At 66.3% G+C, this 24,386-nt stretch carries 24 protein-coding genes and 1 tRNA gene; 13 read left to right on the top strand and 12 right to left on the bottom strand.

The genetic code is table 11. From position 1 onward, the window contains the following. Positions 1 to 7 precede the first annotated feature (7 nt). The 6 genes from ABRP28_RS09580 to ABRP28_RS09555 all read right to left on the bottom strand — a co-directional run bounded on the left by ABRP28_RS09580 (position 8) and on the right by ABRP28_RS09555 (position 7,182). On the bottom strand, positions 8 to 409 hold the full coding sequence (locus ABRP28_RS09580; protein WP_350002106.1) for a GntR family transcriptional regulator: 402 nt from the start codon (positions 407 to 409) through the stop codon (positions 8 to 10). Beyond that, positions 406 to 2,037: a hypothetical protein gene (locus tag ABRP28_RS09575; RefSeq protein ID WP_374152963.1), complete on the bottom strand. Its 1,632-nt coding sequence runs from the start codon at positions 2,035 to 2,037 to the stop codon at positions 406 to 408. The genes ABRP28_RS09580 and ABRP28_RS09575 overlap by 4 nt, the downstream gene beginning before the upstream one ends. An 81-nt stretch (positions 2,038 to 2,118) precedes the next feature. Then, complete coding sequence (locus tag ABRP28_RS09570; RefSeq protein ID WP_231457589.1) at positions 2,119 to 3,087, bottom strand: NUDIX hydrolase; 969 nt, start codon at positions 3,085 to 3,087, stop codon at positions 2,119 to 2,121. An 11-nt stretch (positions 3,088 to 3,098) separates the two neighbouring features. After that, a complete protein-coding gene (locus ABRP28_RS09565; RefSeq protein ID WP_231457588.1) occupies positions 3,099 to 5,348 on the bottom strand; it encodes an RNA degradosome polyphosphate kinase in 2,250 nt (749 codons plus the stop codon). A gap of 130 nt (positions 5,349 to 5,478) precedes the next feature. Next, on the bottom strand, positions 5,479 to 6,450 hold the full coding sequence (mshD, locus tag ABRP28_RS09560) for a mycothiol synthase (protein WP_350002102.1): 972 nt from the start codon (positions 6,448 to 6,450) through the stop codon (positions 5,479 to 5,481). 33 nt (positions 6,451 to 6,483) lie between these two features. Continuing rightward, positions 6,484 to 7,182: a response regulator transcription factor gene (locus tag ABRP28_RS09555; RefSeq protein ID WP_066277942.1), complete on the bottom strand. Its 699-nt coding sequence runs from the start codon at positions 7,180 to 7,182 to the stop codon at positions 6,484 to 6,486. 338 nt (positions 7,183 to 7,520) lie between these two features. On the opposite strand from ABRP28_RS09555, the gene ABRP28_RS09550 reads away from it, so the two are divergent. The 5 genes from ABRP28_RS09550 (at position 7,521) to ABRP28_RS09530 (ending at position 12,232) form a co-directional block, all read left to right on the top strand. Beyond that, a complete protein-coding gene (locus ABRP28_RS09550) occupies positions 7,521 to 8,288 on the top strand; it encodes a permease (RefSeq protein ID WP_350002100.1) in 768 nt (255 codons plus the stop codon). Positions 8,289 to 8,461: 173 nt separating this feature from the next. After that, positions 8,462 to 9,070 (top strand): FABP family protein, encoded by a 609-nt coding sequence (locus ABRP28_RS09545; RefSeq protein WP_104998656.1) that lies wholly within the window; start codon positions 8,462 to 8,464, stop codon positions 9,068 to 9,070. A gap of 98 nt (positions 9,071 to 9,168) precedes the next feature. Further along, positions 9,169 to 10,254 (top strand): glycine cleavage T C-terminal barrel domain-containing protein, encoded by a 1,086-nt coding sequence (locus tag ABRP28_RS09540; protein WP_350002098.1) that lies wholly within the window; start codon positions 9,169 to 9,171, stop codon positions 10,252 to 10,254. After that, positions 10,251 to 10,655, top strand: a complete 405-nt coding sequence (locus ABRP28_RS09535) for an ankyrin repeat domain-containing protein (protein ID WP_350002096.1) — start codon at positions 10,251 to 10,253, stop codon at positions 10,653 to 10,655. The genes ABRP28_RS09540 and ABRP28_RS09535 overlap by 4 nt, the downstream gene beginning before the upstream one ends. Positions 10,656 to 10,714: 59 nt before the next feature. Further along, the gene (locus tag ABRP28_RS09530) at positions 10,715 to 12,232 is read left to right on the top strand and encodes a DHA2 family efflux MFS transporter permease subunit (protein WP_350002095.1); all 1,518 of its coding nucleotides are present in this window, start codon (positions 10,715 to 10,717) and stop codon (positions 12,230 to 12,232) included. Here ABRP28_RS09530 and ABRP28_RS09525 read toward each other — a convergent pair. From ABRP28_RS09525 to ABRP28_RS09505, 5 genes are all read right to left on the bottom strand, one after another. Continuing rightward, positions 12,194 to 12,910, bottom strand: coding sequence for a GNAT family N-acetyltransferase (locus ABRP28_RS09525; RefSeq protein ID WP_350002093.1), 717 nt, complete (start codon positions 12,908 to 12,910; stop codon positions 12,194 to 12,196). The two genes, ABRP28_RS09530 and ABRP28_RS09525, sit on opposite strands and share 39 nt — an antisense overlap. 75 nt (positions 12,911 to 12,985) lie before the next feature. After that, positions 12,986 to 14,011 carry an ATP-dependent 6-phosphofructokinase gene (locus ABRP28_RS09520; RefSeq protein ID WP_231454790.1) on the bottom strand — a complete coding sequence of 342 codons (1,026 nt, stop codon included), beginning with the start codon at positions 14,009 to 14,011 and terminating at the stop codon, positions 12,986 to 12,988. A 150-nt stretch (positions 14,012 to 14,161) separates the two neighbouring features. After that, complete coding sequence (locus ABRP28_RS09515) at positions 14,162 to 14,419, bottom strand: PspC domain-containing protein (RefSeq protein WP_231454789.1); 258 nt, start codon at positions 14,417 to 14,419, stop codon at positions 14,162 to 14,164. 3 nt (positions 14,420 to 14,422) lie between these two features. Beyond that, positions 14,423 to 14,707: a hypothetical protein gene (locus ABRP28_RS09510; RefSeq protein WP_350002091.1), complete on the bottom strand. Its 285-nt coding sequence runs from the start codon at positions 14,705 to 14,707 to the stop codon at positions 14,423 to 14,425. 1 nt (position 14,708) lies between these two features. After that, positions 14,709 to 16,361 (bottom strand): PspC domain-containing protein, encoded by a 1,653-nt coding sequence (locus ABRP28_RS09505; RefSeq protein WP_350002089.1) that lies wholly within the window; start codon positions 16,359 to 16,361, stop codon positions 14,709 to 14,711. Positions 16,362 to 16,485: 124 nt separating this feature from the next. On the opposite strand from ABRP28_RS09505, the gene ABRP28_RS09500 reads away from it, so the two are divergent. Then, positions 16,486 to 17,922 carry a PspC domain-containing protein gene (locus ABRP28_RS09500; protein ID WP_350002088.1) on the top strand — a complete coding sequence of 479 codons (1,437 nt, stop codon included), beginning with the start codon at positions 16,486 to 16,488 and terminating at the stop codon, positions 17,920 to 17,922. After that, on the top strand, positions 17,919 to 18,602 hold the full coding sequence (locus tag ABRP28_RS09495) for a response regulator transcription factor (RefSeq protein ID WP_350002085.1): 684 nt from the start codon (positions 17,919 to 17,921) through the stop codon (positions 18,600 to 18,602). Before ABRP28_RS09500 ends, ABRP28_RS09495 begins: the two co-directional genes overlap by 4 nt. Before the next feature lie 210 nt (positions 18,603 to 18,812). Here the strand turns inward: ABRP28_RS09495 and ABRP28_RS09490 are convergent, their stop codons facing one another. Then, entirely contained in the window at positions 18,813 to 20,030 is a 1,218-nt protein-coding gene (locus tag ABRP28_RS09490) for a pyridoxal phosphate-dependent aminotransferase (RefSeq protein ID WP_350002084.1), read from the bottom strand. 278 nt (positions 20,031 to 20,308) lie between these two features. On the opposite strand from ABRP28_RS09490, the gene ABRP28_RS09485 reads away from it, so the two are divergent. The 6 genes from ABRP28_RS09485 (at position 20,309) to ABRP28_RS09460 (ending at position 24,381) form a co-directional block, all read left to right on the top strand. Then, positions 20,309 to 20,381: transfer RNA gene (locus ABRP28_RS09485), tRNA-Trp, on the top strand. An 81-nt stretch (positions 20,382 to 20,462) separates the two neighbouring features. Then, positions 20,463 to 20,747, top strand: a complete 285-nt coding sequence (gene secE / locus ABRP28_RS09480) for a preprotein translocase subunit SecE (protein ID WP_231454783.1) — start codon at positions 20,463 to 20,465, stop codon at positions 20,745 to 20,747. A 113-nt stretch (positions 20,748 to 20,860) separates the two neighbouring features. Further along, positions 20,861 to 21,664, top strand: a complete 804-nt coding sequence (gene nusG, locus ABRP28_RS09475; protein ID WP_231454782.1) for a transcription termination/antitermination protein NusG — start codon at positions 20,861 to 20,863, stop codon at positions 21,662 to 21,664. Positions 21,665 to 21,792: 128 nt separating this feature from the next. Continuing rightward, on the top strand, positions 21,793 to 22,224 hold the full coding sequence (rplK, locus tag ABRP28_RS09470) for a 50S ribosomal protein L11 (RefSeq protein WP_003803853.1): 432 nt from the start codon (positions 21,793 to 21,795) through the stop codon (positions 22,222 to 22,224). A gap of 182 nt (positions 22,225 to 22,406) precedes the next feature. Continuing rightward, positions 22,407 to 23,114: a 50S ribosomal protein L1 gene (gene rplA / locus ABRP28_RS09465; RefSeq protein ID WP_163161877.1), complete on the top strand. Its 708-nt coding sequence runs from the start codon at positions 22,407 to 22,409 to the stop codon at positions 23,112 to 23,114. A 127-nt stretch (positions 23,115 to 23,241) separates the two neighbouring features. Continuing rightward, positions 23,242 to 24,381 (top strand): GNAT family N-acetyltransferase, encoded by a 1,140-nt coding sequence (locus ABRP28_RS09460; RefSeq protein ID WP_350002083.1) that lies wholly within the window; start codon positions 23,242 to 23,244, stop codon positions 24,379 to 24,381. Positions 24,382 to 24,386 lie beyond the last annotated feature (5 nt).

Genomic DNA, 24,386 nt, shown 5'->3' with positions numbered 1-24,386 from the left:
GGGGTCCTCATGACGATGCGTCCCGTGCCAGTTTGGCGCGCAGCACATCAAGCAGGACTTCGTCGCTCAGGCGAGCTGCCCGGCCGGCTGCAATGTAGTGGTCGACGGCGGCGTGCACCGCTGCAGGGACGGGAACCGTTCCACGGGCCCCCGGCGTGCCGGCGGCCGGGGCGGTGACCACCGTTCCGCCCCGCCGCCGGGAATCCACGAGCCCTGCGGCCTCCAGCTCCTTGTAGGCCCGGGCGACGGTGCCCGTTGCGATGCCGAGGTCGGCCGCGAGGCTGCGGACCGTAGGCAGGCGGGTTCCGGGGTCGAGTGCGCCCAAGGCGATCAGGGAGCTGATCTGGGAGCGTATCTGCTCGTAAGGAGGTATTGCGGAACGCAGGTCCACGGTAATCCCCGCACTCACGTGGCCGGTTCCTTTGCTGGCGTGCGGGCGGAGCCGGTGCTGCGGGCGAAGCTGCGCACGGGAATGACGGCGATGACGATCCCCGCGGCACACAGCAGCGCGCCGGTGAAGGGTGCGGCATCCCAGACCCAGGCCCAGGGGGCAGGTTCCAGTTCCAGTGCCCGGCGTATCTCCCGCCCCACCGCCAGCAACAGCACCCCGGCCTGCGCAGTGAAACAGGCCGCCAGCGTCCGGACCACCCTGTGCACGGTGATGGCGCGGAGCGCCGCGTCCAGGCCGGCGACCGCCGTCGAAATGCCCTTCCGGGCCTTCGCCGCACCCGCTGGAAGGACCGCGACGAGCACCACGGCAGCGCACGCCCAAAGAGTCGGGGACCACGAGGGCAGGATGCCGAGATCGGCCTGGACGGAAGAGATCACAATGACGGCTGCTGCCAGGATGGCGAGGGCTGCGATGCCGGTGGTGAGCATTGCCGGGCTGACCGGCTGGCGCGGCCATCCCCGCGGCGCTTCGGAGGTTCCGTAGTTGCGCTGGATGAGCAGTTCCCCCGCCGCGGTGACCAGCAGGACGCTTGCGGCGGCCAGCGCCACCACAAGGGCCGGATGGCCGGCCAAGGCCCCTGGAATGAACGCCGCCGCCATGGCTGGAACGAAAGCGGCGAGCCCCGAGGCGGCGCCCAAAGACACGGAAAGCCGGGTGGCGGGGTGGGATGCCGCGGACGGTCCACGGCGGCCACGGACGTCACCATCTGCCTGGACAGCAGGAAGCTTGGGCGGCGCCCACCACCACATGGCCAGCAGGACCGCGAGGTTTACCGCCCCGGCAGCGTTCACCCAGCCGCCGGCAATAAAGGACGGATCGGGCCGCGCTGCGTGGTTGCCCGCGATGGCCGCCAGGCCGGAGGCTATGGTGGCCACGGTTCGGAGCAACCTGTTCATGGCAATGGTCCTCAGGAGGTTGTTCTCCACGGAGTCCAACGCCTCAAGCCGGCGGCGCACGGTGATCAGCACCAGCACCAGCCAGGTTCCCACTACCAGGACAAGGAGGGCGGGGCCGAGGTAGGAAGCCAGCTCGATGCCGGGGACCCGGCCGTCGCCGCCGTACGGCACAAAGCCCGCGGCGGGGTCGGGGCGGGACCCGTAGGGGACTGGTTCGTAGCCGGGAAGGGTTGCCATCCAGCCGATTTGCAGGGCGGCACCCGCAAACACAGCAAGGACGGTCCAGGCGAGCGGCCGGGGCAGGAAGTCGCGCACCCGCCGCACCTCCAGGTCCGCCTGGCGCCGGGGGAGGCGGGGGCCGGGATAACTCACTTGGCCGATGGCATGCACGGCCAGGGACCCGAGTATCGGCCAAGCCAGGGCCGGCACGATTGCCGCGGTGCTGATGAGCGGCTGCGAATCCGGACTGGCGTAAAGGATGCCGGCGTTTCCGGCCGGCTGCAGGGAACTGGCCAGCCACCCCATGATTCCCACCCAGAATGCGTGCTGGGAGGCAGTGGCCGCGGAACCGCCGCCCGGTCCCCAGATGACCCAGCGCAGCAGGAGGTAGCTGCCCGCCGCCAGCAGGAACGGCCACACAACGGCCATGGGCGGAACGTTGCTAATAACAGCGGCATCGGTAAACGGCACTTCATCCCCCAGAATTGTGCATCAATGTACTAAGTGTTTGATACAAAAACTCTGGGGTCAAGCGCCCCGGCATAGCCGTTCCTAGTCGTCAAACGGCTTGAACTGCTCCACTGCCACGATCCGCCGCTTTCCGCCGGGAGCCACGTGGCACACCACCAGTTCGCCGGGCGAGAGGTAGGGCTCCTTTCCCGGCAGGAGCGCACGCAGGTGCTGCGGCATGTGCTCGGCCAGCTGGCCGAACACGGTGGGCAGGGCCGGGCGGTGCGTGCATACAGCCACCGCGCGCTGCTTATCGAACAGGCCTTCAATGACGGCGGCTGTCTTCTTCGGGCTGCGGCCATGCCGATGCTCGGTCAGCGCCTCCGCGAGCTTCACCTTGGCACCCGCCGCCTTGGCATAGGGTGCGACGGTTGCGGCGCACCGCAGCCAGGGGCTGGTCACCACCCGAAGCGGCTTCCAGGCGTGCAGGAGCCGGCTCACCGCCAGCGCCTGCCGCGTCCCCGTGGCGGCAAGCGGCCGCTCGCCCTCGGCCTTGCTCCAGGACGAGCGCGGTTTCGCTTTGGCGTGACGGAGCACCACGAGAGGCCACGTGTCCAGGTGCCCGCGCCCGTGGGCTTCCTGCAGGTACTGCAGGGGCACGACGTCGGAGGGGTTGGACAGCAGCGCAGCGGCCTTTTCGGGGGCGCACCACATGACGCTGTCCACCTCCTTGCCGTCAGGAAGAAGCTTTGCCCCGTTGGCCTTGACGGCCCAGTAATGGACCACTTTGAGGCCTGAGGCCACGTGGTAGTGGATGGGCGGCAGCGGGATGCCCAGCTGGGCGGTGAGGCCGATTTCCTCCTGGACCTCCCGGACCGCGCACTCCGGGATGGTCTCGCCGTCGTCGATCTTGCCCTTGGGCCAGGACCAGTCGTCATAGCGCGGCCGGTGGATCAGCAGGACTTCAAGCTTGTCCTTGACCACGCGCCATGGCACGGCACCGGCAGCCGTCACGGCTACTGGTTCCCCCGGGTGGTCTGTCTGGTCTGCTACGAGTGCATCGCTCGACAAAACAGGTGCCCTTAACGCCGGCTCAGGCTGCGCTGCCGGGGGCGGGAGGCCAGCAGCCAGGACTGTACGTCCTCAAGGGGCTTGCCGTCGTCGGACAGATGGTGCCGGGTCCAGACTCCCTCGTTGTCCAGGTGCCAGCTGGAGGTATCCGGGTCCATGTAGCGCCGCAGCAGGTCAAGGACATAGTTGATGTCATCTGTGCTGGACAGCTGGACCAGGGCCTCCACCCTGCGGTCAAGGTTACGGTGCATCATGTCCGCCGAGCCGATGTACACCACGGGGTCCCCGCCGTTGGCGAAGGCGAACACCCGGGAGTGCTCCAGGAACCTGCCCAGGATGGAACGGACGGTGATGTTGTCGCTGAGCCCGGGGACTCCGGGGCGGAGCGAGCAGATGCCGCGGACCACCACGTCAACCTTCACTCCGGCCTGCGAAGCGCGGTAGAGGGAATCGATGATTGCCTCGTCCACCATGGAGTTGACCTTGATCTGCACGCGGCCCGGGATTCCGGCGCGGGCGTTCCGGATCTCGGTCTCGATGCGGTCGATCAGCCCGGAACGGACGGAACGGGGCGCCACCAGCAGCCTCTTGAACGTGGACTTCGGCGCGTAGCCGGAGAGCTGGTTGAAGAGCTTGGACAGGTCCTCGCCCACCTGCTCGTTGGCGGTCAGCAAACCCAGGTCCTCGTAGTAGCGGGCGGTCCGGGGGTGGTAGTTGCCGGTGCCGATGTGGCAGTAGCGGCGGAGCCCGTCAACCTCCTGGCGCACCACCAGCGAAAGCTTGCAGTGCGTCTTGAGGCCAACGATGCCGTACACCACGTGCACGCCGGCCTGTTCCAGCTTGCGGGCCCAGGAGATGTTCGCCTGCTCGTCGAACCGGGCCTTGATTTCCACCAGGGCCAGGACCTGCTTGCCGGCCTCGGCCGCGTCGATCAGGGCGTCAACGATGGGGGAGTCCCCGGACGTGCGGTACAGGGTCTGCTTGATGGCCTGGACCTTGGGGTCGGCGGCGGCCTGTTCCAGGAACGCCTGCACCGAGGTGGAAAACGAATCGTAGGGGTGGTGGAGCAAGATGTCCCGGCGGCGCATGGCGGCGAACACGTTGGCGGCCTTGGACGTCTCTGACTCGTTCAGGTACCGGGACGTGTGCGGAACGTGCTTGGGGTAGTGGAGGTCCGCGCGGTCGATGCCGGCGATCACAGAGAGTCCGCGGAGGTCCAGCGGGGCAGGAACGGAATAGACCTCGGATTCCTCCACGCCGAGCTCGCGGATCAGCAGCGCGCGGATGTTCGGGTTGATGTCGTTGGTGACCTCAAGCCGGACGGGCGGGCCGAAGCGGCGGCGCAGGAGTTCCTTCTCGAGGGCCTGGAGGAGGTTTTCGGCGTCATCCTCTTCCACCTCCACGTCCTCGTTCCGGGTGACCCGGAAACTGTGGTGCTCCAGGACCTCCATCCCGGGGAACAGCTTGTCCAGGTGCACCGCGATGACTTCCTCCAGCGCAATGAAGCGCGCCACCCGTCCGGCCACGGCCCCGGCACGGGGGCCGTCGATGGAAATAAGGCGCGGAAGCTGGTCCGGCACCTTGACGCGGGCAAAGAGTTCCTTATCGCTGATCGGGTTGCGCACCACCACGGCAAGGTTGAGGGACAGGCCTGAAATGTAGGGGAAGGGGTGCGCCGGGTCCACCGCGAGGGGCGTGAGGATGGGGAACACCTTCTCGGCGAAGATCACGCTGAGCTGCTGCTGCGCTGCGTCGTCCAGCTCGTCCCAGTGCATCAGGTGGATGTGTTCGTAGGCCAGGGCCGGGCGGATCTGCTCCGCGTAGACCTGCGCATGCCGCTGCTGGAGCCGGTGGGCTTCCCCGCTGATCCTCTCCAGCACCTCAACAGGGCTGAGGCCTGCGGGGGAGGGGACTGCGAGGCCGGTGGCGATACGCCGTTTGAGCCCTGCCACCCGGACCATGAAGAACTCGTCCAGGTTGGAGGCAAAGATCGATAGGAAGCTGACACGTTCCAGCAGGTGGAGCGTGGGATCCTCGGCCAGTTCCAGGACGCGGGAGTTGAAGCTGAGCCAGCTCAGTTCACGGTCCAGGAACCGGTCCGGGCGGATATCGCCCTCGGGCTGCAGGTTCGGCGCGAACTCCGGGATGTCAATGCGGTCCTGGGTGGCGCGCGAGGCGGGAACCTCCGAGGAACCGAAACGGGCGCGTACCGGCACTGCGACGTCCTTGGACGTGACTGCTCCGGAAGGTTCCGGGTTCATGGCATCTCCTTTACCTGGCGGTTGATGCTGGCGCTTCCGGCCTGCGCGGGTTCTGCCTCAACCTTACAAGCATTCAGTGCGCCGAAGCCCGTGCATTTCCAGCCCGGGGGCCGTATGTCAGCCGGGTGGACTAGACGGTTGCCAGCTGTCCGTACATGACGTCCATATCCCAGCGCGTGAAGCCCAGGCTCCGGTACAGGGAAACAGCGGCTGCATTGTCGGCATCGGTATACAGCATGACGGCATGCAGCCCCAGGCCCTGGAGGTGCCGGATGCCCGCAACGGTGAGGGCCTTGCCAAGCCCCATGCCCTGCGCTTCCGGTGCCACGCCCACCGCGTAGACCTCTCCGATGGCCGGGTGCGGGCCGTGCTTCGGATGGACCTTGGTCCAGTGGAAGCCCAGCAGGCGGCCCTGCCGGTCCTCAGCCAGAAGGAAACCCGAGGGGTCGAACCAGTCCTCGGCCACCCGGGCGTCCAGGTCGGCCCTGGTGAGGCTGCCCTGTTCGGGGTGGTGGGCGAAAGCGGCCCGGTTCGCCGCCAGCCAGGCGTCCTCATCCTTGCCGGGCACGAACGTGCGGAGGGTCACGCCCTCCGGAAGCGTGGCCTCGGGAAGGTCCGCTCCCGCCGTCGTCATCCGCATTTTCCACAGCTCACGGACGGGGCCGAAGCCGTAGCGGGCCGCCAGGTCCGCGGCGGCCTCATGGTTGCCGTGGGACCAGGCCTTCAGTCCCTCCAGTCCGCGGCTGCCCTTGAGCTGGCCCACCAGGCGGTCTGCCACCCCCTGGTTCCGGTAGCTGGGATGGACGGCGATCTCCAGCACGCCAGTTCCATCGGGTTCCTCCACCACGACGGCGAACCCTGCTAAGTCCTGGCCGCTGGCGGGGTCGGAGTCCTCGTCCGGGGCGTACAGGGCCAGGGTCAACGGTGACTGCACGGCAGATCCGCCGGTCCGCATGGTCACCAGGGTCTGCTCCGATATGGAGGGGTTGCCGTCAGATTCTTCTGCCGCGGCCAGGAGGTCCCGGCAGTCCTTCAGGAGCTGCTGGTCAACCGCGCCCCGCTCCGTATGGACGGGCCACTTCTCAGGATGCGCTGGAGTCATGAGGCAAGGCTATACGGGAAGCGGCAAGGGCGCTCAGGCCTCGGTGAGCTCGTCTTCCTGCTGCCGCACCAGGGTAAGGCGGTATCCCACGTTGCGCACGGTGCTGATGAGGTTCTCGTGGTCAGCGCCCAGCTTGGCCCGCAGGCGCCTGACGTGGACGTCCACGGTGCGGGTGCCGCCGTAGTAGTCGTAGCCCCACACCTCGGTGAGCAGCTGCTGCCGGGTGAAGACGCGGCCGGGGTGCTGCGCCAGGTACTTCAGCAGCTCGAATTCCTTGAAGGTCAGGTTCAGCGGTGCGCCGTTCACGCGGGCGGTGTAGCTCGCCTCGTCGATCACCACGCCGGCTGCGCGGATCTCCGTCGGCGCATCCTCATGGTCCGGGACGGCGCGGGCAACTGAGAGCCTGATGCGGGCTTCCACCTCGGCCGGGCCCGCCGAATCGAGGACGATGTCATCCACGGCCCAGGCGGAGGAAACGGCCGCCATGCCGCCCTCGGTCAGGATCAGTACCAGGGGAGCGCTGAGGCCGGTGGCTTTGAGCAGCTGGGTGAGGGAACGGGCGCCCACCAGGTCTTTCCGGGCATCCAGCAGCACAATGTCGCAGGGATCGGTCTCCAGCAGGGCAGTCGGCTCGGCAGGAAGAATGTGGACCCGGTGGTTCAGCAGCTCCAAGGCAGGCAGGATGTCCACCGAAGAGCCAGTGCTGTTCGTCAAGAGCAGGATGTGCGACATTGTTCCTCCATGGGCCGTCCGCGCATCATTGGGCGACTGAACCGGGTTTTCACCGGCCGGTACTGGCTTCCTGCTCCGGCATTGGGCCAGCGGAAAAGGGCCGGCCTGCCACCTCAGCAGTGAGCTTAGCTGAGCTTTGAGTATACCCGCAGGCCTGTCCGGAGCCATGGATCCGGCCCGGATCAGGGGACGTTTTGCGACATATCCTGTTCACATAAGGCAGGATTGAGCCAGGGCCCCGACGCCCTCCGCGAAGGGCGGTCCCGCCCTTCCAGGTCGACGCCAGGATGGGATTGCAGCGCAGTGAGTGCAGAAACTAAATCCAGGCCGGGCTCCGCATGACGGCGGAGCTGCAGGCACCGGCGCGGTCGTTGGGCTCGTGGAGTATCGGCCTCGTGGGAATGGCCGGCCTCGCTGCGATCATCACCGGTGTCTACACCTCCCGCGAGGTGCTCGTGGCCGTCGCTGTTGCCATGGCCGCCGCCATCGGCATCGGGTGGCCGCACTTCCTCCGCATACCCGCCAAGAAGACACTCGCCGCGGTCATCGCCGTGCCGGGTGCCGGAGCCGCAGTTGCTGCCGGACTGGCACCTGCCCCCGGCTACCTCGACTGGACCCCGGCATTTATTGCCCTAGGCATGATGGCCGTCTTCATCGTGCAGCTGCTCCGCGGAACGGGACAGGCCCAGCGGCTTGAATCCACCCTGGGCTGTTGCGCCGGCGTGCTGCTCTCCTGCCTGGGCTCAGGCTGGATAGCCGGCGCACGGTTCAACGGCGTCCGCGAAATGCTCCTGGTGGCAGCCATCAGCGCCGCGGTTGCCCTGCTGGCCGGGCTGATCCGCTGGCCGGACAGCGTCGTGGCGCCTCTGGGGATCGTGCTGGCAGGCCTTGCAGGACCGCTCGCCGGGCTGGTGCTCTCGGACATCGCCGTCCTGCCGGCAGCCATCTTCGGCGTCGTGGTAGGGGCGGTGCTGGCGAGCTTCCGGCGCCTGGCCACCCTGCGGGGTGCGCCCCTGAACGTCCCCGCTGCCCTTAGCATGGGCCTTGCCCCCGTCTCGGCGGTGGGTTCCCTCGCCTACTTCATAGACAAACTACTCATCTACTAACGCGTTAGGATGGCATCATGTCCGTACTTGCTTTTGAAATCTTCTTCCTTGTCCTGCTCGGCGTCGCCAGCCTCGCCATGGCCTGGTTCGCCGGATTCGTGGTCTACCGCCTGTTCAAGGGCCAGAAGTAGACGTCTTTTTCCGGAGCTTGCCGATTTCCAGAGGTAGTCGCTGTGCCCATTGAGATTCCTACAGACCTGACTCCAGAACTCGTTCCGCTTTCCTGGCTCATTGGTGAATGGGAGGGCCGCGGCCGCCTCGGCAGCGGCGACGAGGACTCGGAGCACTTCCTGCAGCACGTGTCCTTCACGCACAACGGGCTGCCGTACCTTCAGTACCGCGCGGAGAGCTGGCTGACGGACGACGACGGCACGCGCCTGCGGCCGCTCACCGTCGAGACCGGCTTCTGGGCGCTGGAGCGCAAACAGCTTGATGCCGACGGCGGCCCGGGCCTGATCCCCGCGGACATCGTTCCGGCGCTGAAGAGTGCCGACGAGGTGGAGGCCCTGCGCAACAGCGAGGGAGGGTTCGACATCTCGGTGTCCATCTCCCACCCCGGCGGAATCTCCGAGCTGTACTACGGCCAAATCAAGGGTCCGCAGATCCAGCTCACCACGGATATGGTGATGCGCGGGAGCCATTCCAAGGACTACAGCGCCGCCACCCGCATCTTCGGGCTGGTGGACGGCAACCTCCTGTGGCGCTGGGATGTCGCTGTTGGCGGCAAGGAAGGCAAGGGCCTGGAAGCGCATGCCTCGGCCTTCCTGAAAAAGGTTTCCTGACTCCTCCCGGTCCTTCGGCATATAGATGCGGGCGGCCCGGATCCACTCCGGCCACAGCAATCCGGAATACCGCCGAGCCCCAAGGACTTCTACTACATATGACTACTCCCAGCCCCCTGCTGTCGCGCCCTGGCGCCGTTGAGGCGGCCGGCGCGGACGCCGGCGTTGCCGCCCACTATGGCGAGCCCCTGCGCGAGCAGCGCGCCCTCGCGGCCGGAACCGCCGTCGTCGACCTCTCCCACCGCGGTGTTGTTACGGTCACCGGTCCGGACCGCCTGAGCTGGCTCAACACCCTTTCCTCCCAGCAGGTTGCAGGCCTCCAGCCGAACGAATCCAGCGAACTCCTCCTCCTGAGCGTGCAGGGCAGGATCGATTTCGACGCCCGCGTGATCGACGACGGTGCCACCACATGGCTGATCGTCGAGGCTGCCGAGGCGGCGCCGCTGGCCGGATTCCTCAACAGGATGAAGTTCATGCTGCGGGTGGACATCGCCGATGTCTCCGCGGACTGGGCCGTTGTGGGCAGCACAAAGGCTGTCCCGGAGTGGTCCGGCCTGCTGTCGTGGCAGGACCCGTGGCCCAATGTGGGGGCCGGCGGCTACTCCTATGCGACGGTCCCGGAGGCCAGCCACCCGGGGCTCGACCGACCGTGGTTCGAATACCTCATTCCCGCCGGCGGCCTGGAGGAGAAGGTCGCTGGCAGGCCCCTTGCGGGCGTCTTGGCAGCCGAAGCACTGCGCGTCGCGGCCTGGCGTCCCAGGATCGGCGCGGAAACCGACGACAAAACCATCCCGCACGAGCTCGACCTGCTCCGGACCGCGGTGCACCTGGCCAAGGGCTGCTACAAGGGGCAAGAAACCGTAGCGCGGGTGCACAACCTGGGCCATCCGCCCCGCCGCCTTGTCTTCCTCCAGCTGGACGGGTCCCAGCACACCCTGCCGCAGGCAGGAAGCCCGGTCCTGGCGGGGGAGCGCAAAGTGGGAACGGTGACGTCCGTGGCGCAGCACTACGAGATGGGTCCGGTTGCGCTGGCAGTCATAAAGCGTTCCGTCGCGCCGGATGAAATACTGACGGTCCTGGACGGCGACGAGCCGTACCCTGCCGCCCAGGAACTCATCGTCGCCCCCGACGCCGGCCAGGTGGTGGGGCGCCAGACCGGATTCCTGAAAGGGCCCCGCCCATGACTGACAACGTCCAGCCCCATCCAGGGCCCGACGACGACGCCCTGGCTTTGGCGCACACGCTCTTCCAGGCTGCCAGGGAAGGGGACACGGCGCTGCTGCGTGCCTACCTGGACGCGGGCGCTCCCGCCACCCTGACCAATTCGGCAGGGGATTCGCTCCTGATGCTGGCCGCCTACCACGGCCATGCGGAAACCGTGCAGCTCATCCTGGAACACGGTGCCGAGCCCGGCACCGCCAATGACCGGGGCCAGACTCCGCTCGCGGGAGCTGCCTTCAAGGGCTACACCGATGTGGCCAGGGTCCTGCTGGATGCCGGCGCCGACCCCGATGCCGGTGCGCCGTCGGCCCGCGCCGCTGCCCAAATGTTCGCCCGCCAGGAGATCCTGGACCTCCTGGCGTAGCCGGGACGCAGCCGTTCACCCGGTCCCGCCCGGCAGCAACCACCTGACGAAGGATGACCGTGGAAAACGTAGCAAAACCCTGGCCGGCCCTGTGGTCCCTGGTGATCGGGTTCTTCATGATCCTGATCGACACCACCATCGTGTCCGTGGCGAACCCGCGGATCATGGAGGGCCTCGGCGCGGACATCAATTCGGTCATCTGGGTCACCAGCGCCTACCTTTTGGCCTACGCGGTCCCGCTGCTCATCACGGGCAGGCTGGGCGACCGCTTCGGGCCCAAGAAGCTCTACCTGTCAGGACTGGTCGTCTTTACGCTGGCTTCGCTGTGGTGCGGGCTGTCCGGCGATGTGGAGACGCTTATCGCGGCACGCGTGGTGCAGGGCCTCGGCGCCGCCATGATGACACCGCAGACCATGGCAGTCATCACCCGGATCTTCCCGCCGGACCGGCGGGGTGCAGCCATGGCCATCTGGGGCGCCACCGCCGGAATGGCCACCCTCGTGGGCCCTATCCTGGGCGGTGTCCTGGTGGACGGCCTCGGCTGGGAATGGATCTTCTTCATCAACGTCCCCATCGGTATTGCCGGTTTCATCCTTGCCCTGCGCAACGTGCCGGCCCTCAGCACCCACCCGCACCGGTTCGACATCCCCGGCGTGGTGCTCAGCGCCGTCGGACTTTTCCTCCTGGTGTTCGGCATTCAGGAAGGCGAAACCTACAACTGGGGCACCATCGCCGGACCCGTGACGGTGTGGGGCCTGATCATCGCCGGGCTTGCCGTGTTGGCTCTCTTTGTGCTCTGGCAGCGGTTCAACAAAGGCGAGCCGCTGCTGCCCTTGGCGCTTTTCCGGGACCGGAACTTCTCCCTGGCCAACATCGGAATCACCACCGTTGGCTTCACTGTGACCGCGTTCAGCCTGCCCCTGATCTTCTACTACCAGCTGGTCCGCGGCCTTACGCCCACCCAGTCCGCGCTGATGATGGTTCCCATGGCCCTGATCTCGGGCGGCCTGGCGCCGGTGGTGGGGAAAATCATCGACAAGGTCAATCCCAAGTTCATCACGGCAGCCGGTTTGGTGCTGATGGCCGTGGCCCTCGCCTGGAACTCGGCCCTGATGCAGCCGGACACGCCCATCCTGCTGTTCCTCCTGCCCAGCGCCATCCTGGGATTCGCCAACGCAGGAATCTGGGCTCCGCTCAGCACCACCGCCACCCGCAACCTGCCTCCGCGGCAGGCCGGGGCAGGGTCCGGCGTCTACAACACCACACGGCAGATCGGGGCCGTACTGGGCAGCGCAGCCATCGCGGTGCTGATCCAGGCGCGGCTCGCCGCCGAGCTTCCGTCCGGTGCGCCCGGCGGGGCTGCGGGTGAGGGCATGGGCCTGTCCGGAAGCCTCCCTGAGGCCCTCCACAGCGGATTTTCGACGGCGATGGGGCAGTCCATCCTGCTGCCGGCCGGGGTCATCCTGGTTGGCGCAGTTGTGGCGCTGTTCTTCGCCAAGCCGCAGCCGGTTCAGGGCTGGGGCGGAGGCGTTCCGGGGTCAGCCAAGGTGGACGCTGGTCTGGATTCCGCCGGCTGACAAGCCCAGCTTCCGGGCCAATGCCAGGGAACCCGTGTTGCTGACGTCCGTCCGCCACTGGAGCGTCAGGCCCGCTGCGAGGGCCTCGTGGGCGGCGATCGAGGCTGCCAGGGACCCCAGCCCGCGCCGGCGCCAATCAGGATCCACCAGGACGCCAAGATGAGCCAGCAGCCCTTCCCACTCGGAATACGCGCCGCAGGCAAGGGGCACCCGGCGTCCCTCCAGCTCATGGACGATGGTGTAGCGGTTCTCCAGGTCTGAGAGCCCCACCTCGTTGACGTCGTCCGGCGGGCAGCGGCCCTCAAGCTCGATCGCTTCGGCGTTGCCATGCGAGACCGTCATTTCCTCCGGCGGCTGCCTGAGGGGAAGGTCGTCCGCAAAAAAGAGTGCGGCCGCCCCCATGCCGTGCCCGCCGTGCTCCCTGGTGAGCGTCAGGAGGGTGACGTGCTGCGCCATTTCCTCGTCGGGGAGCTCAGCAGCGGCGTCGATGACCCATTGCGGACCCACCAGCGCCGAGCTGCCGAACAGCCGGACGAACTCGACGGTCCGCGCCGACTCGTCGGCACGGACTATGCGTTCCCCGGAGGCAAGGGCGGAACTGAAGGCACCATCATCCAGTCCCAGGCGCCGGGCCCATGCAAGCTGGATGATGGCGGCCGAACCGGGGTCGAGTGTCATGCTCCCAGCCTAGGACGGGCAGCCGGTCCAGCCGGACAGGACACTTCGGCGGCCAGCACAGTTCAGGGGAACGGCTTAGCCGAACAGGACCGCAGCTTCGTCGTAGCGGTTCTGGGGGACGGTCTTCAGCTTGCCCAGGGCTTCCTGGAAGCCCACGTGCTCGATGTCCGTTCCCTTGAGCGCCACCATGGTGCCCCAGTAACCCTCCACCACCGAGTCGATGGCTGCCATGCCCAGCCGGGTGGCCAGGACGCGGTCGAAGGCGGACGGCACACCGCCGCGCTGGATGTGGCCCAGGATGGTGGCGCGTGTTTCAATGCCGGTCCGGGCTTCAAGCTCCGGGGCAAGCTGGTCTGCGATGCCGCCCAGGCGGGGGCGGCCGAAGGTGTCCAGTCCGCGCTCCGAGTGCGGGGTTTCCATGTGCTCGGGCACGAACCCTTCAGCCACGACCACCAGGGGCGCCCGGCCGCGGGCATGGGCCTCGTTCACCCATTCGGTGATCTGTTCGATGCTGACTTTCTGTTCCGGAATGAGGATGGCGTGGGCGCCCGCGGCCATGCCGGCGTGCAGGGCGATCCAGCCGACGTGCCGGCCCATAACTTCGGCAATCATGCAGCGGTGGTGCGATTCCCCGGTGGTCCGGAGCCTGTCGATTGCCTCGGTGGCAATCTGCACGGCGGTGTCGAAACCGAAGGTGTAGTCGGTGGCGTCCAGGTCGTTGTCCACGGTCTTGGGAACACCGACGATTTTCAGCCCTGCGTCGGTGAGCCGCTTGGCCGCCGCGAGCGTGCCCTCACCACCGATCGCGATGATGGCATCGATGCCCAGGCGCTCCATGTGGGCCTTGATGACGTCGGGGCCGCCGCCGTTTTCGAACGGGTTGGTGCGGGAGGTACCCAGGATGGTGCCGCCCTGCTTGGCAATGCCGCGGACCATGGTCCGGGGGATGTCAATGATGTCGCCCTCAACAACGCCGCGCCAGCCGTCGAGGAAACCGACGAACTCGTGGCCGTGGATGGCAATTCCTTTAAGGACTGCACCGCGGATAACCGCATTCAGTCCGGGGCAGTCGCCACCGCTGGTAAGGATTCCAATTTTCATGTCTCGCTCAAATCCTGGGGAGAGGGTTTACAGGCAGAGCGCCACGCTGAGCTCACATAGAGTCTAGTGCGGTGTGTGCGGTACGACACAAACTGGTTACACGAAGGGCCCCGTTCCTTCGCGGAGGAACGGGGCCCTGTACGGCAGTGTTTACGGGCGGTTCAGTGACCGTCTGTCGAGGAACGCCTGCAGCGGGATGACGTTCCGCTGGTCCGGCAGGATTACCCAGGCCACAAGGTAGAAAACGAAGGCCGGGCCGGGGAGGAGCGCAAAGAGGAGGAAGGCAATCCGGACGTAGGCGACGTCCACGTTGAGCTTTGCTGCGATCCCTCCCAGCACGCCTCCGAGGATGCGCTGGGGTCCGCGTTTCAGGCCCAGGCCCCTGACGATGCTGAAGAATTTATCCATGGTTCAAGACTTCCGTGTTGCGGTGCTGTTGTCACCTTTCCGGGCGGAAAGGAGTCCTCCGACCACCAGGGCCGCACCCGCCCCGATCATGAGGCCGATCAGGACGTAGGTCCCGTTGAGGGTGACGATTCCGAGCTGGGCGATGATGATCAGGGCTGCGAGGGCCACCACGATCAGGCCCCACACGATGGTTCCCACCCGCGCCCCCGTGGGAGGCGCGGAATCGGTGTGCGCGGCCGGGGTGCTGCCCGGGATGTACGGGTCCGGTGCCGGTGTCTGGCTGCTCATGTCAGTTACCTTCCTCAATGGTGACGTTGCTGACGGTGCCGTCGATCTCGATGACCAGGTGGCTTCCGGGCTTGTCGGTGTTGTAGCTGCTTTCGCGTGTGGTTGTCCCGCCGCGCTGGTTCCCGCCTTCCGCGAGGTTGCCCAGCGTCATGTCGGCCCGGATGTCCACGGGGACGGAGTCCGGGATGACCACCGTGACGTTGCTGGCGGTGAAATCAAGGGGGACCAGCACCTCGGACTCAAGGGGTGCGTCCAGGTCGAGCGCGGTGAGGTCAACGGTGCCGCGTCCTGCCGTGATGTTCAGACCCTCGCTTGCCTGCTGGATGCTGGTGGGGGACCAGTCAACTTCCTGGAAGCGGACACGCTCGCCGTTGTTGCCCACCACGTTGAAGATTCCTCCCGTGATGAGGGCTGCCACCGCAAAGAACGACAGGATGCCCGAGGTCCGGCCGCGGAAGCCCAGGATGAGGATTCCGAGGCCCAGGACTGCAGCCGCGCTGGCCCAGGCGATGGCGTTTGTGGAGTCGCCGAGATCGATGATGTTGGTGACGTCCAGGGCTTTTAGTCCGGCGCCCACGATCAGCGCACTGCCGGCAGCGATCGCGACGGCGGGAGCGCCGGGACCTGCGGGACGCACCTTGGGTGCCGGTGGGGGTCCTTGCGGCTGCCAGGTGGTGCCCGCACCTCCGTTGTCCCATCCGCCGCTGCCGGATCCACCGGATCCGCCGGTGCCGTACGGGCTGCCAGTGAACGGTCCGGTCCCTGCAACGTCGGAGTATGGGGGAGCGGTTGCACCAGAGGGTGCGGCCTGGTGCGTGGTGGTTCCGGGATAGGTGTTGCCGGCATAGGGGGTGGTTCCGGCTGCCGCTGCGCCTGCCGGTGTTCCAACCGCTGCTTTGTTGCGCTGCGCGAGGTAGTAGACCAGGTAGATGGCACCGCCAACCCAGAAGAGGGTCCAGAGGAAGGCGCCGAAGCCGTGGTTGCTCCAGCCCCAAAAATCGCCTCCCAGTCCGCTGAAGCCGAGGATTACGGCGATCAGTGAACCGGTCATGCCGCTGGTCCAGCGCCCTGCGCCGGCTTCCTGGACATGGATCCTTCCATCGGGTTCCGGCAGGAAGGCCCACGCCAGGCCGTAGAAAAGTACACCAATGCCGGCGAACAGCGTCATCACGATGAAGACGCCGCGAACAATCAGCGGGTCGATGCCCAGGCGCTGGGCGATGCCGCTGGAGACACCGCCGATCCAGCGGTCCTGTCCGCGTGTGATCCCATGGCTGCGCACCCAGCGGAAAAAGTCGGACTGTTGGTTGGGTGCTCCGGCATGAGGGTAGCTGCGGGAGCCCTGGCCAGGATTGCCGCCAGCGGGATTGTCCTGGCCCGGGTAGTGTCCGGCCGGCTGTCCGGCATACGCCGCGCCGGCGCTGTCCTGCGCCCCCTGGCCCCGGGTGGATCCGTGGCTGAAGGCGTCCCGGTTTTCCTGTTCCTGCTTTTGTTCCTGTTTGGGGGACGGGCCCGAAACCGATGCAGGATCCGGTGAGCCGGAAGGCGCCTGCTGGTCAGGCGGCAGGAGGGGCAACGTGGGGTTTTCGTTGTCCCGCTTGGGGATGGGCTCGGTGGGGTGGCCGTCATCAGGGGTGGGGGTTTGCGAGTTCATGCTTCGATCCTTCCGCCTGCGGGTCTTCGGCTCTACTGGGGGACACCCTGAACGGCCCCTGAGCGGACCCCGGATCCGGCCGGATTACGGGCTCGGGAACCCTGATCCGTGCTTGGATTGATCCATGACAACCGTCCCCGCGCGCCTCCCGCTGGTCCGCCGCAGCGACCGCTTCATCGCGGGGGTCTGCTCAGGCCTTGCTGCCCACCTTGGGGTGCCGGTGGTTCACGTGCGGGTGGCAATGGTCCTGGCCTCGCTGGCCGGCGGGGCCGGCGTCGTCTTCTACGCCTGGCTGTGGATCATGGTTCCCACTGCTGACGAAAGCGAACGGCGGCAGGCCCGCCGGCCGCCGTCGCCCATTGCACCGGCCGTCAGCCGGGAGGGCGGGCCGGCCGCAGTTCCCTGGTCGGCGGGCCCATCCGGCGGAGTCATGGCTCCGTCCGTGACCGTTGCGCCCGCCGTTCCCGGCGGCGGCATTCGCGCAGATACTGCGGCGCCAGGAGGCCTTGGACACCCCGCCCCGGCGGACGCCGGAGAGCCCCTGTTCGAGGCCGTGCGGCCCCCCTGGTTCCGGTTCCGGGAGATGCGGTACGGCAAGGAAATTTTGCTTGGGGTCGGGCTGCTGCTGGTGGCGGGCATCCTGATCGCCCAACTGCTGGGCGTAAATGTGCCCCTGGGGACGCTTATACCGGCAGCGGCAGTGCTTGGCGGCGCCTCCATTGCATGGATGCAGCTGGACGAGACCCGGCGGGCGGGGCTGGTGGACAAAACCAAGGCGGACCAGGCAGGGGGCTGGGCACGGCTTGCGGCGGGCCTGGCGCTGGTGGTGGCCGGCGTCCTGGTGATGGTGTCCGGTTCCGGTTCCTGGGAGCAGACCTGGCTGGCGCTGCTGGCCTCGGTTGCCGTCCTCGGCGGGGTGGTGCTGGTCCTGCTGCCGTGGGCGCTGAAGTTCTGGCGCGACCTGGAATCCGAGCGGGCCGGCCGCATCCGGGAAACCGAACGGGCCGAGATCGCCGCCCACCTCCATGACTCGGTGCTGCAGACGCTGGCCCTGATCCAGCGGCGGGCGGCGAATGAGCACGATGTCCTCCGGCTGGCCCGTGCCCAGGAACGTGAGCTGCGGGGCTGGCTTTTCGCGGATCCCGGCAAGGACGCCGGGCAACTGTCGGACCGGATCAAGGCCGTGGCCGCCGAGGTGGAGGACCTGCTGGGCAACGCCGTCGAGGTGGTATGCGTAGGGGACACAGCCGTCACGGAAGGCCATGAGGCGCTGATCCAGGCCAGCCGGGAGGCAATGCTCAACGCGTCCCGCCACGGGGGAGGGACGGTCTCGGTCTATCTGGAGGTCTCCGGCGGCCGCACCGAAGTCTTCATCAAGGACCGCGGCCCTGGATTCGAGCTGCAGCATGTGCCGGAGGACAGGCTCGGGGTCAGGGAATCCATCATCGGACGCATGAACCGCCATGGCGGCACGGCCGCAATCACCAGCAGCAGCGACGGCACGGAGGTGCGGCTGGGCTTCCCCGCCACCACCCAGGACAGCACGGAAGGCAAGCCATGAATGCAACACAGGGACCGGGGTCGGCTCCGGCCGCAAGGTCCGCCCGGGTGGTCATTGTGGACGACCACGCGATCTTCCGCTCCGGCCTGAAAGCGGACCTGGACCCCAGTATCCAGGTGGTGGGTGAGGCGGCGACCGTGGAACAGGCCATCGCCGTCATTGCGCAGCAACGTCCGGACGTGGTGCTGCTGGACGTTCACCTGCCCGGCGGCCTTGGCGGCGGGGGCCGGGAGGTCATTGCCGGTTCCGCCGCCGTGCTGCCTGGCACCAAGTTCCTGGCCCTCAGTGTCTCGGACGCTGCCGATGACGTTGTGGCGGTGATCCGGGCGGGGGCCCGCGGCTACGTCACCAAGACCATCTCGGGAGCGGAAATCACTGACGCCGTGTACCGGGTTGCCGGCGGGGACGCGGTCTTCTCGCCGCGGCTGGCAGGCTTCGTCCTGGACGCTTTCGGTACCGCCCCCGCGGACATTGCCGACGACGAACTGGACAAGCTGTCCGCCCGGGAACTCGAGGTCATGCGCCTCATCGCCCGCGGCTACAGCTACAAGGAAGTGGCCAAGCAGCTGTTCATCAGCATCAAGACGGTGGAAACCCACGTCTCAGCGGTCCTGCGGAAGCTGCAGCTTTCCAGCCGGCATGAGCTTACCAAGTGGGCGGCCGAGCGCCGCCTCCTCTAGCCCGGTTCCCCCCGACGCTTATCACTTGATGCGCCTTAAACCGGAACGCTCCATCACCCTCCTGGTGGGAGTGAACTGCTCCCCGGAAGTCGGAACTGAATTTCTCAGTCCAACTTCCGGGGAGCAGTTCAGGGTGATAGAGCGTCCTCGGTTTTGCGGTGTGAAGTGATAGAGCGTCCGGAAATTTCTTGCGTTAAGTGAGAGAGCGTCCTACTGGGCCTTGCCCAGGAAGTCCTGCAGCCGCTGCACGCCGGTCGCGAGGTCGTCGTCGCCGAGGGCGTAGGAAAGGCGCAGGTAGCCGGAAGGGCCGAATGCCTCGCCCGGAACCACTGCCACCTCAACCTCATCCAGGATCAACGCCGCAAGCTCGGCAGAGGTCTGCGGCGTGGCGGTGCCGGACGCCGTCGGGAATTCCTTGCCCAGCAGCGCGCGGACGTCCGCGTAGACGTAGAAGGCGCCCTTCGGCGTCGGGCATTCCACTCCCTCAATCGCGTTCAGGCCGGCGACGATGGCCTTGCGGCGGCGGTCAAAGGCGACCTTCATCTCGTCAACGGCGGTCAGCGGCCCCGAAACAGCGGCCAGGGCAGCGATCTGCATGATGTTGGAGACGTTCGACGTGGCGTGCGACTGGAGGTTGGTGGCGGCCTTGATGACGTCGGCCGGACCGATCATCCAGCCCACTCGCCAGCCGGTCATGGCATAGGTCTTGGCAACGCCGTTGAGGATGACCACTTTGTCGCCCAGCTCCGGTGCGGCGGTGGCGATAGAGGTGAAGGGAACGCCGTCGTAGGTCAGGTGCTCATAGATCTCGTCGGTGACAACCCACAGGCCCTTCGCCGCGGCCCATTTGCCGATCTCCGCCACCTGCTCAGGCGAGTAGACAGAACCGGTGGGGTTCGACGGCGAGACAAACAGCAGGATCTTGGTCTTGTCCGTGACGGCTGCTTCAAGCTGTTCCACAGTCACCAGGTAGTCCTGTTCAGGGCCGGCGAAAACCTCGACGGGCACACCGCCGGCGAGGCGGATGGCCTCCGGGTAGGTGGTCCAGAACGGGGTGGGCACGATGACTTCGTCGCCCGGGTCAACAAGGGTGGCAAAGGTGTTGTAGACCGCCTGCTTGCCTCCGTTGGTGACCAGCACCTGGGAAGGGTCCACAGCATAGCCGGAGTCGCGCAGCGTCTTTTCCGCGATGGCCTTCTTCAGCTCCGGCAGCCCGCCCGCAGGGGAGTAGCGGTGGTACTTCGGCTGGCCGGCAGCCTCGATGGCAGCCTGGACAATGTAATCCGGGGTGGGGAAGTCCGGTTCACCGGCACCAAACCCAATAACCGGCCGGCCCGCTGCCTTCAGCGCCTTCGCCTTGGCGTCAACGGCAAGGGTTGCGGATTCGGCTATTGCGGAAATGCGCTGGGAAACGCGGGCGGCAGACATGGCAGGTCCGTTCTTCGCTTGCAGCCTGGCGGCTGGAATGTGGGATTCGACGAGTTCTACTCTATGCTGTTCACCGGACCCTCCGGGTTGCCGCTTTTGATTTGTGACTGTGTTCCGGTCAAACGTCAGGCAGGCCATCAGGGGAGGGCCGGAAACGGGCCGGTTCGACGAACACGAAGTTGTTGCGTAGACTGGTTCACCGGTGTTGAAAACACGGATGATGACGTGCGCCCCAGTGCAAGCTGGGCCTCGTAGTCAGAAAGTGGGATTCACTCCATAGGGTAGTGGCGCAATTGGTAGCGCAGCGGTCTCCAAAACCGCAGGTTGCAGGTTCGAGTCCTGTCTGCCCTGCGCAAGCGCCCCGGGCGAAAATCCGGGGCAAGCGCAGCAACCATGGTTCTGATCAGGGCCGGGTAATCCAACATTGCAAAGATGAGCGAGGACCAGGTGACCGAAACAGCTGCCAGCAGCTCCAAGGGCCGCCCAGCTAAGAAGGACGCCAAGGCAAACTTCTTCGCCCGCATTGCACTCTTCATCCGCCAGATCATCGGCGAACTGAAGAAGGTTGTTGCACCCACCCGCAAGGAACTGATCAATTACACGCTCGTGGTGCTGGTGTTCGTGGGCATCATGATGGTCATCGTCAGCCTGCTGGACATCGGTTTTGGAACCGCCGTCGGCTGGGTCTTCGGCGGGACCGGCACCACGGACAGCTAACGCTGCACAGTCCGCAGGCCGCGTGTTCCTCCGGGATTCCCGGACGGAACACCGGTGTGCGGAATTGAGCCATTTAAATAGGCATGTTAGGCAATGAGGAAGCAGGAGACCAAGTGTCTGAGCAGGAGCTCGAGGTAACCGAGACTGAGCTGGAAGAGTCCGCGGACGTCACGGCAGAAGCCGGTGACGAGTCTGAGGTTGAGTCCTCCGCGCCCGAATCCGATGACGCCGGTTCCGACTTTGACGCAGAGGCAGACGCCGGCTCCGAAGAGGAGTCCACTGACGCCCTCGCCGCTGCCGCCGCCAAAGCAGACGTTGACCCCGCAGAGGAGTTCAAGGCCAAGCTGCGCCGCCAGGAAGGTGACTGGTACGTCATCCACTCCTACGCCGGTTACGAAAACCGCGTGAAGGCCAACCTGGAAACCCGCATCCAGACCCTGGACATGGAAGATTACATCTTCGAAATCCAGGTGCCCATGGAAGAAGTCGTTGAGATCAAGAACGCTCAGCGCAAGGTCATCAACCGCGTCCGCATCCCCGGCTACGTACTGGTCCGCATGGACCTGACCGACGCCTCGTGGGGCGCCGTCCGCCACACCCCGGGTGTCACCGGCTTCGTGGGCAACGCCCACAACCCCGTGCCGCTGCGCCTGGACGAGGTCTTCTCCATGCTCGCCCCGGTCTTCGAGGAAGAGCAGGCCGAGAAGGGCAAGCCGGTCAACAAGCAGAACCAGGCCCCCGTGGACGTGGACTTCGAAGTTGGCGAGTCCGTCATCGTCAAGGAGGGCCCGTTCGAGACCCTTCCGGCCACCATCTCCGAGATCAAGGTCGAATCCCAGACCCTCGTGGTGCTGGTGTCCATCTTCGAGCGCGAAACGCCGGTTACCCTGGCGTTCAACCAGGTTACCAAGATCTGACCACCCAAGAATTCGTCCCGGGGCTGCCCGCTTAGCAGCACCGGAACGGCCGGCCGCCTCGCCATGGCGGCCACAAACCTGAGGCACGCTCCTGTGCCCCAGGACGTTATTGAGAGAAGGACCCTACATTGGCTCCCAAGAAGAAGGTCACCGGCCTCATCAAGCTGCAGATCCAGGCAGGTGCCGCTAACCCGGCCCCGCCGATCGGTCCTGCGCTTGGCCAGCACGGTGTCAACATCATGGAATTCTGCAAGGCGTACAACGCTGCGACGGAAGCCCAGCGCGGAAACGTCATCCCCGTGGAAATCACGGTCTACGAGGACCGTTCCTTCACGTTCATCACCAAGACCCCGCCGGCTGCAGAGCTCATCAAGAAGGCTGCAGGCGTCGCCAAGGGTTCAGCAACCCCGCACACCGTCAAGGTTGCGAAGCTGACCCAGGCCCAGGTCAACGAGATCGCCTCCACCAAGATGGAAGACCTCAACGCCACCAGCCTCGAAGGCGCAGCGAAGATCATCGCCGGCACCGCCCGCTCCATGGGCATCACCGTCGAAGGCTAATCGCCTTCGCTGCCTGCGCCGGGTCGGGTAACCGATCACGACGACGGGCGGCACCGCCGGGACACCGGCACCACCAAAACTGAGATGTTGGGAACCGGGCACGGATAACGAGCCCGTCCACCAACTGTGGCAGGGCCCAGCGCGGTCCGCAGACCACAACTGCACAAGGAGAAATAAGCAGCATGGCAAAGCGCAGCAAAGCATATGAGGCAGCAGCCGCCAAGATCGACGCGGAGAAGTTCTACGCGCCGTTCGAGGCAGTAACCCTCGCCAAGGACACCAACCCGTCCAAGTTCGACGCCACCGTTGAGGTTGCATTCCGCCTCGGCGTCGATCCCCGCAAGGCTGACCAGATGGTCCGCGGCACCGTCAACCTGCCCCACGGCACCGGTAAGACCGCCCGCGTCCTGGTTTTCGCCACCGGTGACAAGGCTGAGGCAGCAATCGCTGCCGGCGCCGACTTCGTTGGTTCCGACGACCTGATCGAAAAGATCGCCGCCGGCTGGACCGACTTCGATGCCGCCGTCGCCACCCCTGACCTCATGGGCAAGGTTGGCCGCCTCGGCAAGGTCCTGGGTCCGCGTAACCTGATGCCGAACCCCAAGACGGGCACCGTGACCCCCGACGTCACCAAGGCCGTCAACGACATCAAGGGTGGAAAGATCGACTTCCGCGTCGACAAGCACTCCAACCTGCACTTCATCATCGGCAAGGTCTCCTTTGACGCCATCAAGCTGGCGGAGAACTACGCAGCAGCACTGGAAGAGGTGCTTCGCCTGAAGCCGTCCGCTTCGAAGGGCCGCTACATCCAGAAGGCCACCGTTGCCACCACGTTCGGTCCCGGCATCTCCGTTGACCCGAACGTCACCAAGGTTCTCACCGAGGCCTAAATCCTCGTTTGAAGCCCCTGCAGCGGAATCTCCCGCCGCAATAAAACGCCCGGCACCCGTGCCGGGCGGTTTTGTTTAAGCTCCGAGGCCTATCCCCGCGGCTGGAGCTTCTGCCTAAGCTGTAGGAATGGCTGACCCGACGCCGGATACCTTCCCCGCGAACCCCGCCGCACCAGCACTTTCGGCCGTTAAAGTGCTGCATGAACCGGGCAGCGGCACCATCGCCGGTTCTGCCGGGTATACAGCAGACTTCGAGGAATGCCACGCCCTGCGGGTGGAGCACGAACTCACGATGTGGGGCAACCTGGACCGTTGCCCCACATTGCCGGAAGCTGCCGAGTTCTGGCGGGGCAACGAGTACGAAGCGCGCCAGCTCTACCTGGCAAGGCTGAACGGAAAGGCCGTTGGTACGTGCTCCGTGGAACTCCCGCTCCGGGAGAACACGCACACTGCCGGCATCGACGTACTGGTTGGGTCGGCCTACCGGCGCCAGGGACTGGGCAGCACTCTTCTGTGGCATGCCGAATCCATTGCGAGGTCAGGGGGCAGGACATCCCTCTACGGCTACCACGAGGTTCCGCTTGCCGCCGCGGATAGCTCCGCCCTGGTCCCGGCCAAGTCCGGTGCCGGAGGCCTTCCATTGGCTGAACCGGCGGTGGCCTTCGCTGCCGCGTCCGGCTACGAGCTGGAGCAGGTGGAACGCTCCAGCCGGCTGGAGCTTCCCGTGGCGCCGGAACTGCTGGACCGGCTGGAAGCGGAAGCGTCAGCCGGGGCGCGGGACTACGGCATCACGGGATGGGACGACGCCTGTCCTGAAGACCTGGTGGATGCGTACGCGCTTCTCAAAACACGGATGAGCACGGATGTCCCCATCGCCGGGATGGACTGGGAGGGGGAGGACTGGGACGCTGCCCGGGTGCGGGATGAGGAACGGACGACGGCCCGCGGCGGCGTCCAGTCCGCCGTGACCGCCGCAGTGCACCGCGCTACCGGGGAACTGGTTGCCTACACGGTCCTCAATTGGCGGCCCGGAGTGCCTGCCTCCATCGCCCAGCAGGACACCCTGGTGACGGCGAGACACCGCGGACACCGGCTCGGCTTGCTCATCAAGGTTGCAAATCTGCGCCGTGCCCAGGCCAAATGGCCTTCGGCGCATTCTGTGTTGACATGGAACGCCAGTGAAAACCAACATATGCTGGCCATTAATGTTGCCCTTGGATTCAGGCCTGCTGGTTATGAAGGTGAGTGGCAGAAACGGCTGGGATGATGCGC

Origin of the sequence: Pseudarthrobacter sp. WHRI 8279 (assembly GCF_040224115.2) — a bacterium.
GTDB lineage: Bacteria > Actinomycetota > Actinomycetes > Actinomycetales > Micrococcaceae > Arthrobacter.
The sequence above is the reverse complement of the archived record's forward strand: the minus strand, read 5'-3'. Positions and strand labels throughout refer to the sequence as shown.

Coding starts and splice junctions, on each gene's coding strand:
- ABRP28_RS09565 (WP_231457588.1), bottom strand. CDS start 5,348: ATGAACCCGGAACCTTCCGGAGCAGTCACGTCCAAGGACGTCGCAGTG.
- ABRP28_RS09515 (WP_231454789.1), bottom strand. CDS start 14,419: ATGGATAAATTCTTCAGCATCGTCAGGGGCCTGGGCCTGAAACGCGGA.
- mshD (WP_350002102.1), bottom strand. CDS start 6,450: ATGACTCCAGCGCATCCTGAGAAGTGGCCCGTCCATACGGAGCGGGGC.
- ABRP28_RS09510 (WP_350002091.1), bottom strand. CDS start 14,707: ATGAGCAGCCAGACACCGGCACCGGACCCGTACATCCCGGGCAGCACC.
- ABRP28_RS09460 (WP_350002083.1), top strand. CDS start 23,242: ATGGCTGACCCGACGCCGGATACCTTCCCCGCGAACCCCGCCGCACCA.
- ABRP28_RS09540 (WP_350002098.1), top strand. CDS start 9,169: ATGACTACTCCCAGCCCCCTGCTGTCGCGCCCTGGCGCCGTTGAGGCG.
- ABRP28_RS09490 (WP_350002084.1), bottom strand. CDS start 20,030: ATGTCTGCCGCCCGCGTTTCCCAGCGCATTTCCGCAATAGCCGAATCC.
- ABRP28_RS09495 (WP_350002085.1), top strand. CDS start 17,919: ATGAATGCAACACAGGGACCGGGGTCGGCTCCGGCCGCAAGGTCCGCC.
- ABRP28_RS09525 (WP_350002093.1), bottom strand. CDS start 12,910: ATGACACTCGACCCCGGTTCGGCCGCCATCATCCAGCTTGCATGGGCC.
- ABRP28_RS09550 (WP_350002100.1), top strand. CDS start 7,521: ATGACGGCGGAGCTGCAGGCACCGGCGCGGTCGTTGGGCTCGTGGAGT.
- secE (WP_231454783.1), top strand. CDS start 20,463: ATGAGCGAGGACCAGGTGACCGAAACAGCTGCCAGCAGCTCCAAGGGC.
- ABRP28_RS09535 (WP_350002096.1), top strand. CDS start 10,251: ATGACTGACAACGTCCAGCCCCATCCAGGGCCCGACGACGACGCCCTG.
- ABRP28_RS09500 (WP_350002088.1), top strand. CDS start 16,486: ATGACAACCGTCCCCGCGCGCCTCCCGCTGGTCCGCCGCAGCGACCGC.
- ABRP28_RS09505 (WP_350002089.1), bottom strand. CDS start 16,361: ATGAACTCGCAAACCCCCACCCCTGATGACGGCCACCCCACCGAGCCC.
- rplA (WP_163161877.1), top strand. CDS start 22,407: ATGGCAAAGCGCAGCAAAGCATATGAGGCAGCAGCCGCCAAGATCGAC.
- ABRP28_RS09555 (WP_066277942.1), bottom strand. CDS start 7,182: ATGTCGCACATCCTGCTCTTGACGAACAGCACTGGCTCTTCGGTGGAC.
- ABRP28_RS09520 (WP_231454790.1), bottom strand. CDS start 14,011: ATGAAAATTGGAATCCTTACCAGCGGTGGCGACTGCCCCGGACTGAAT.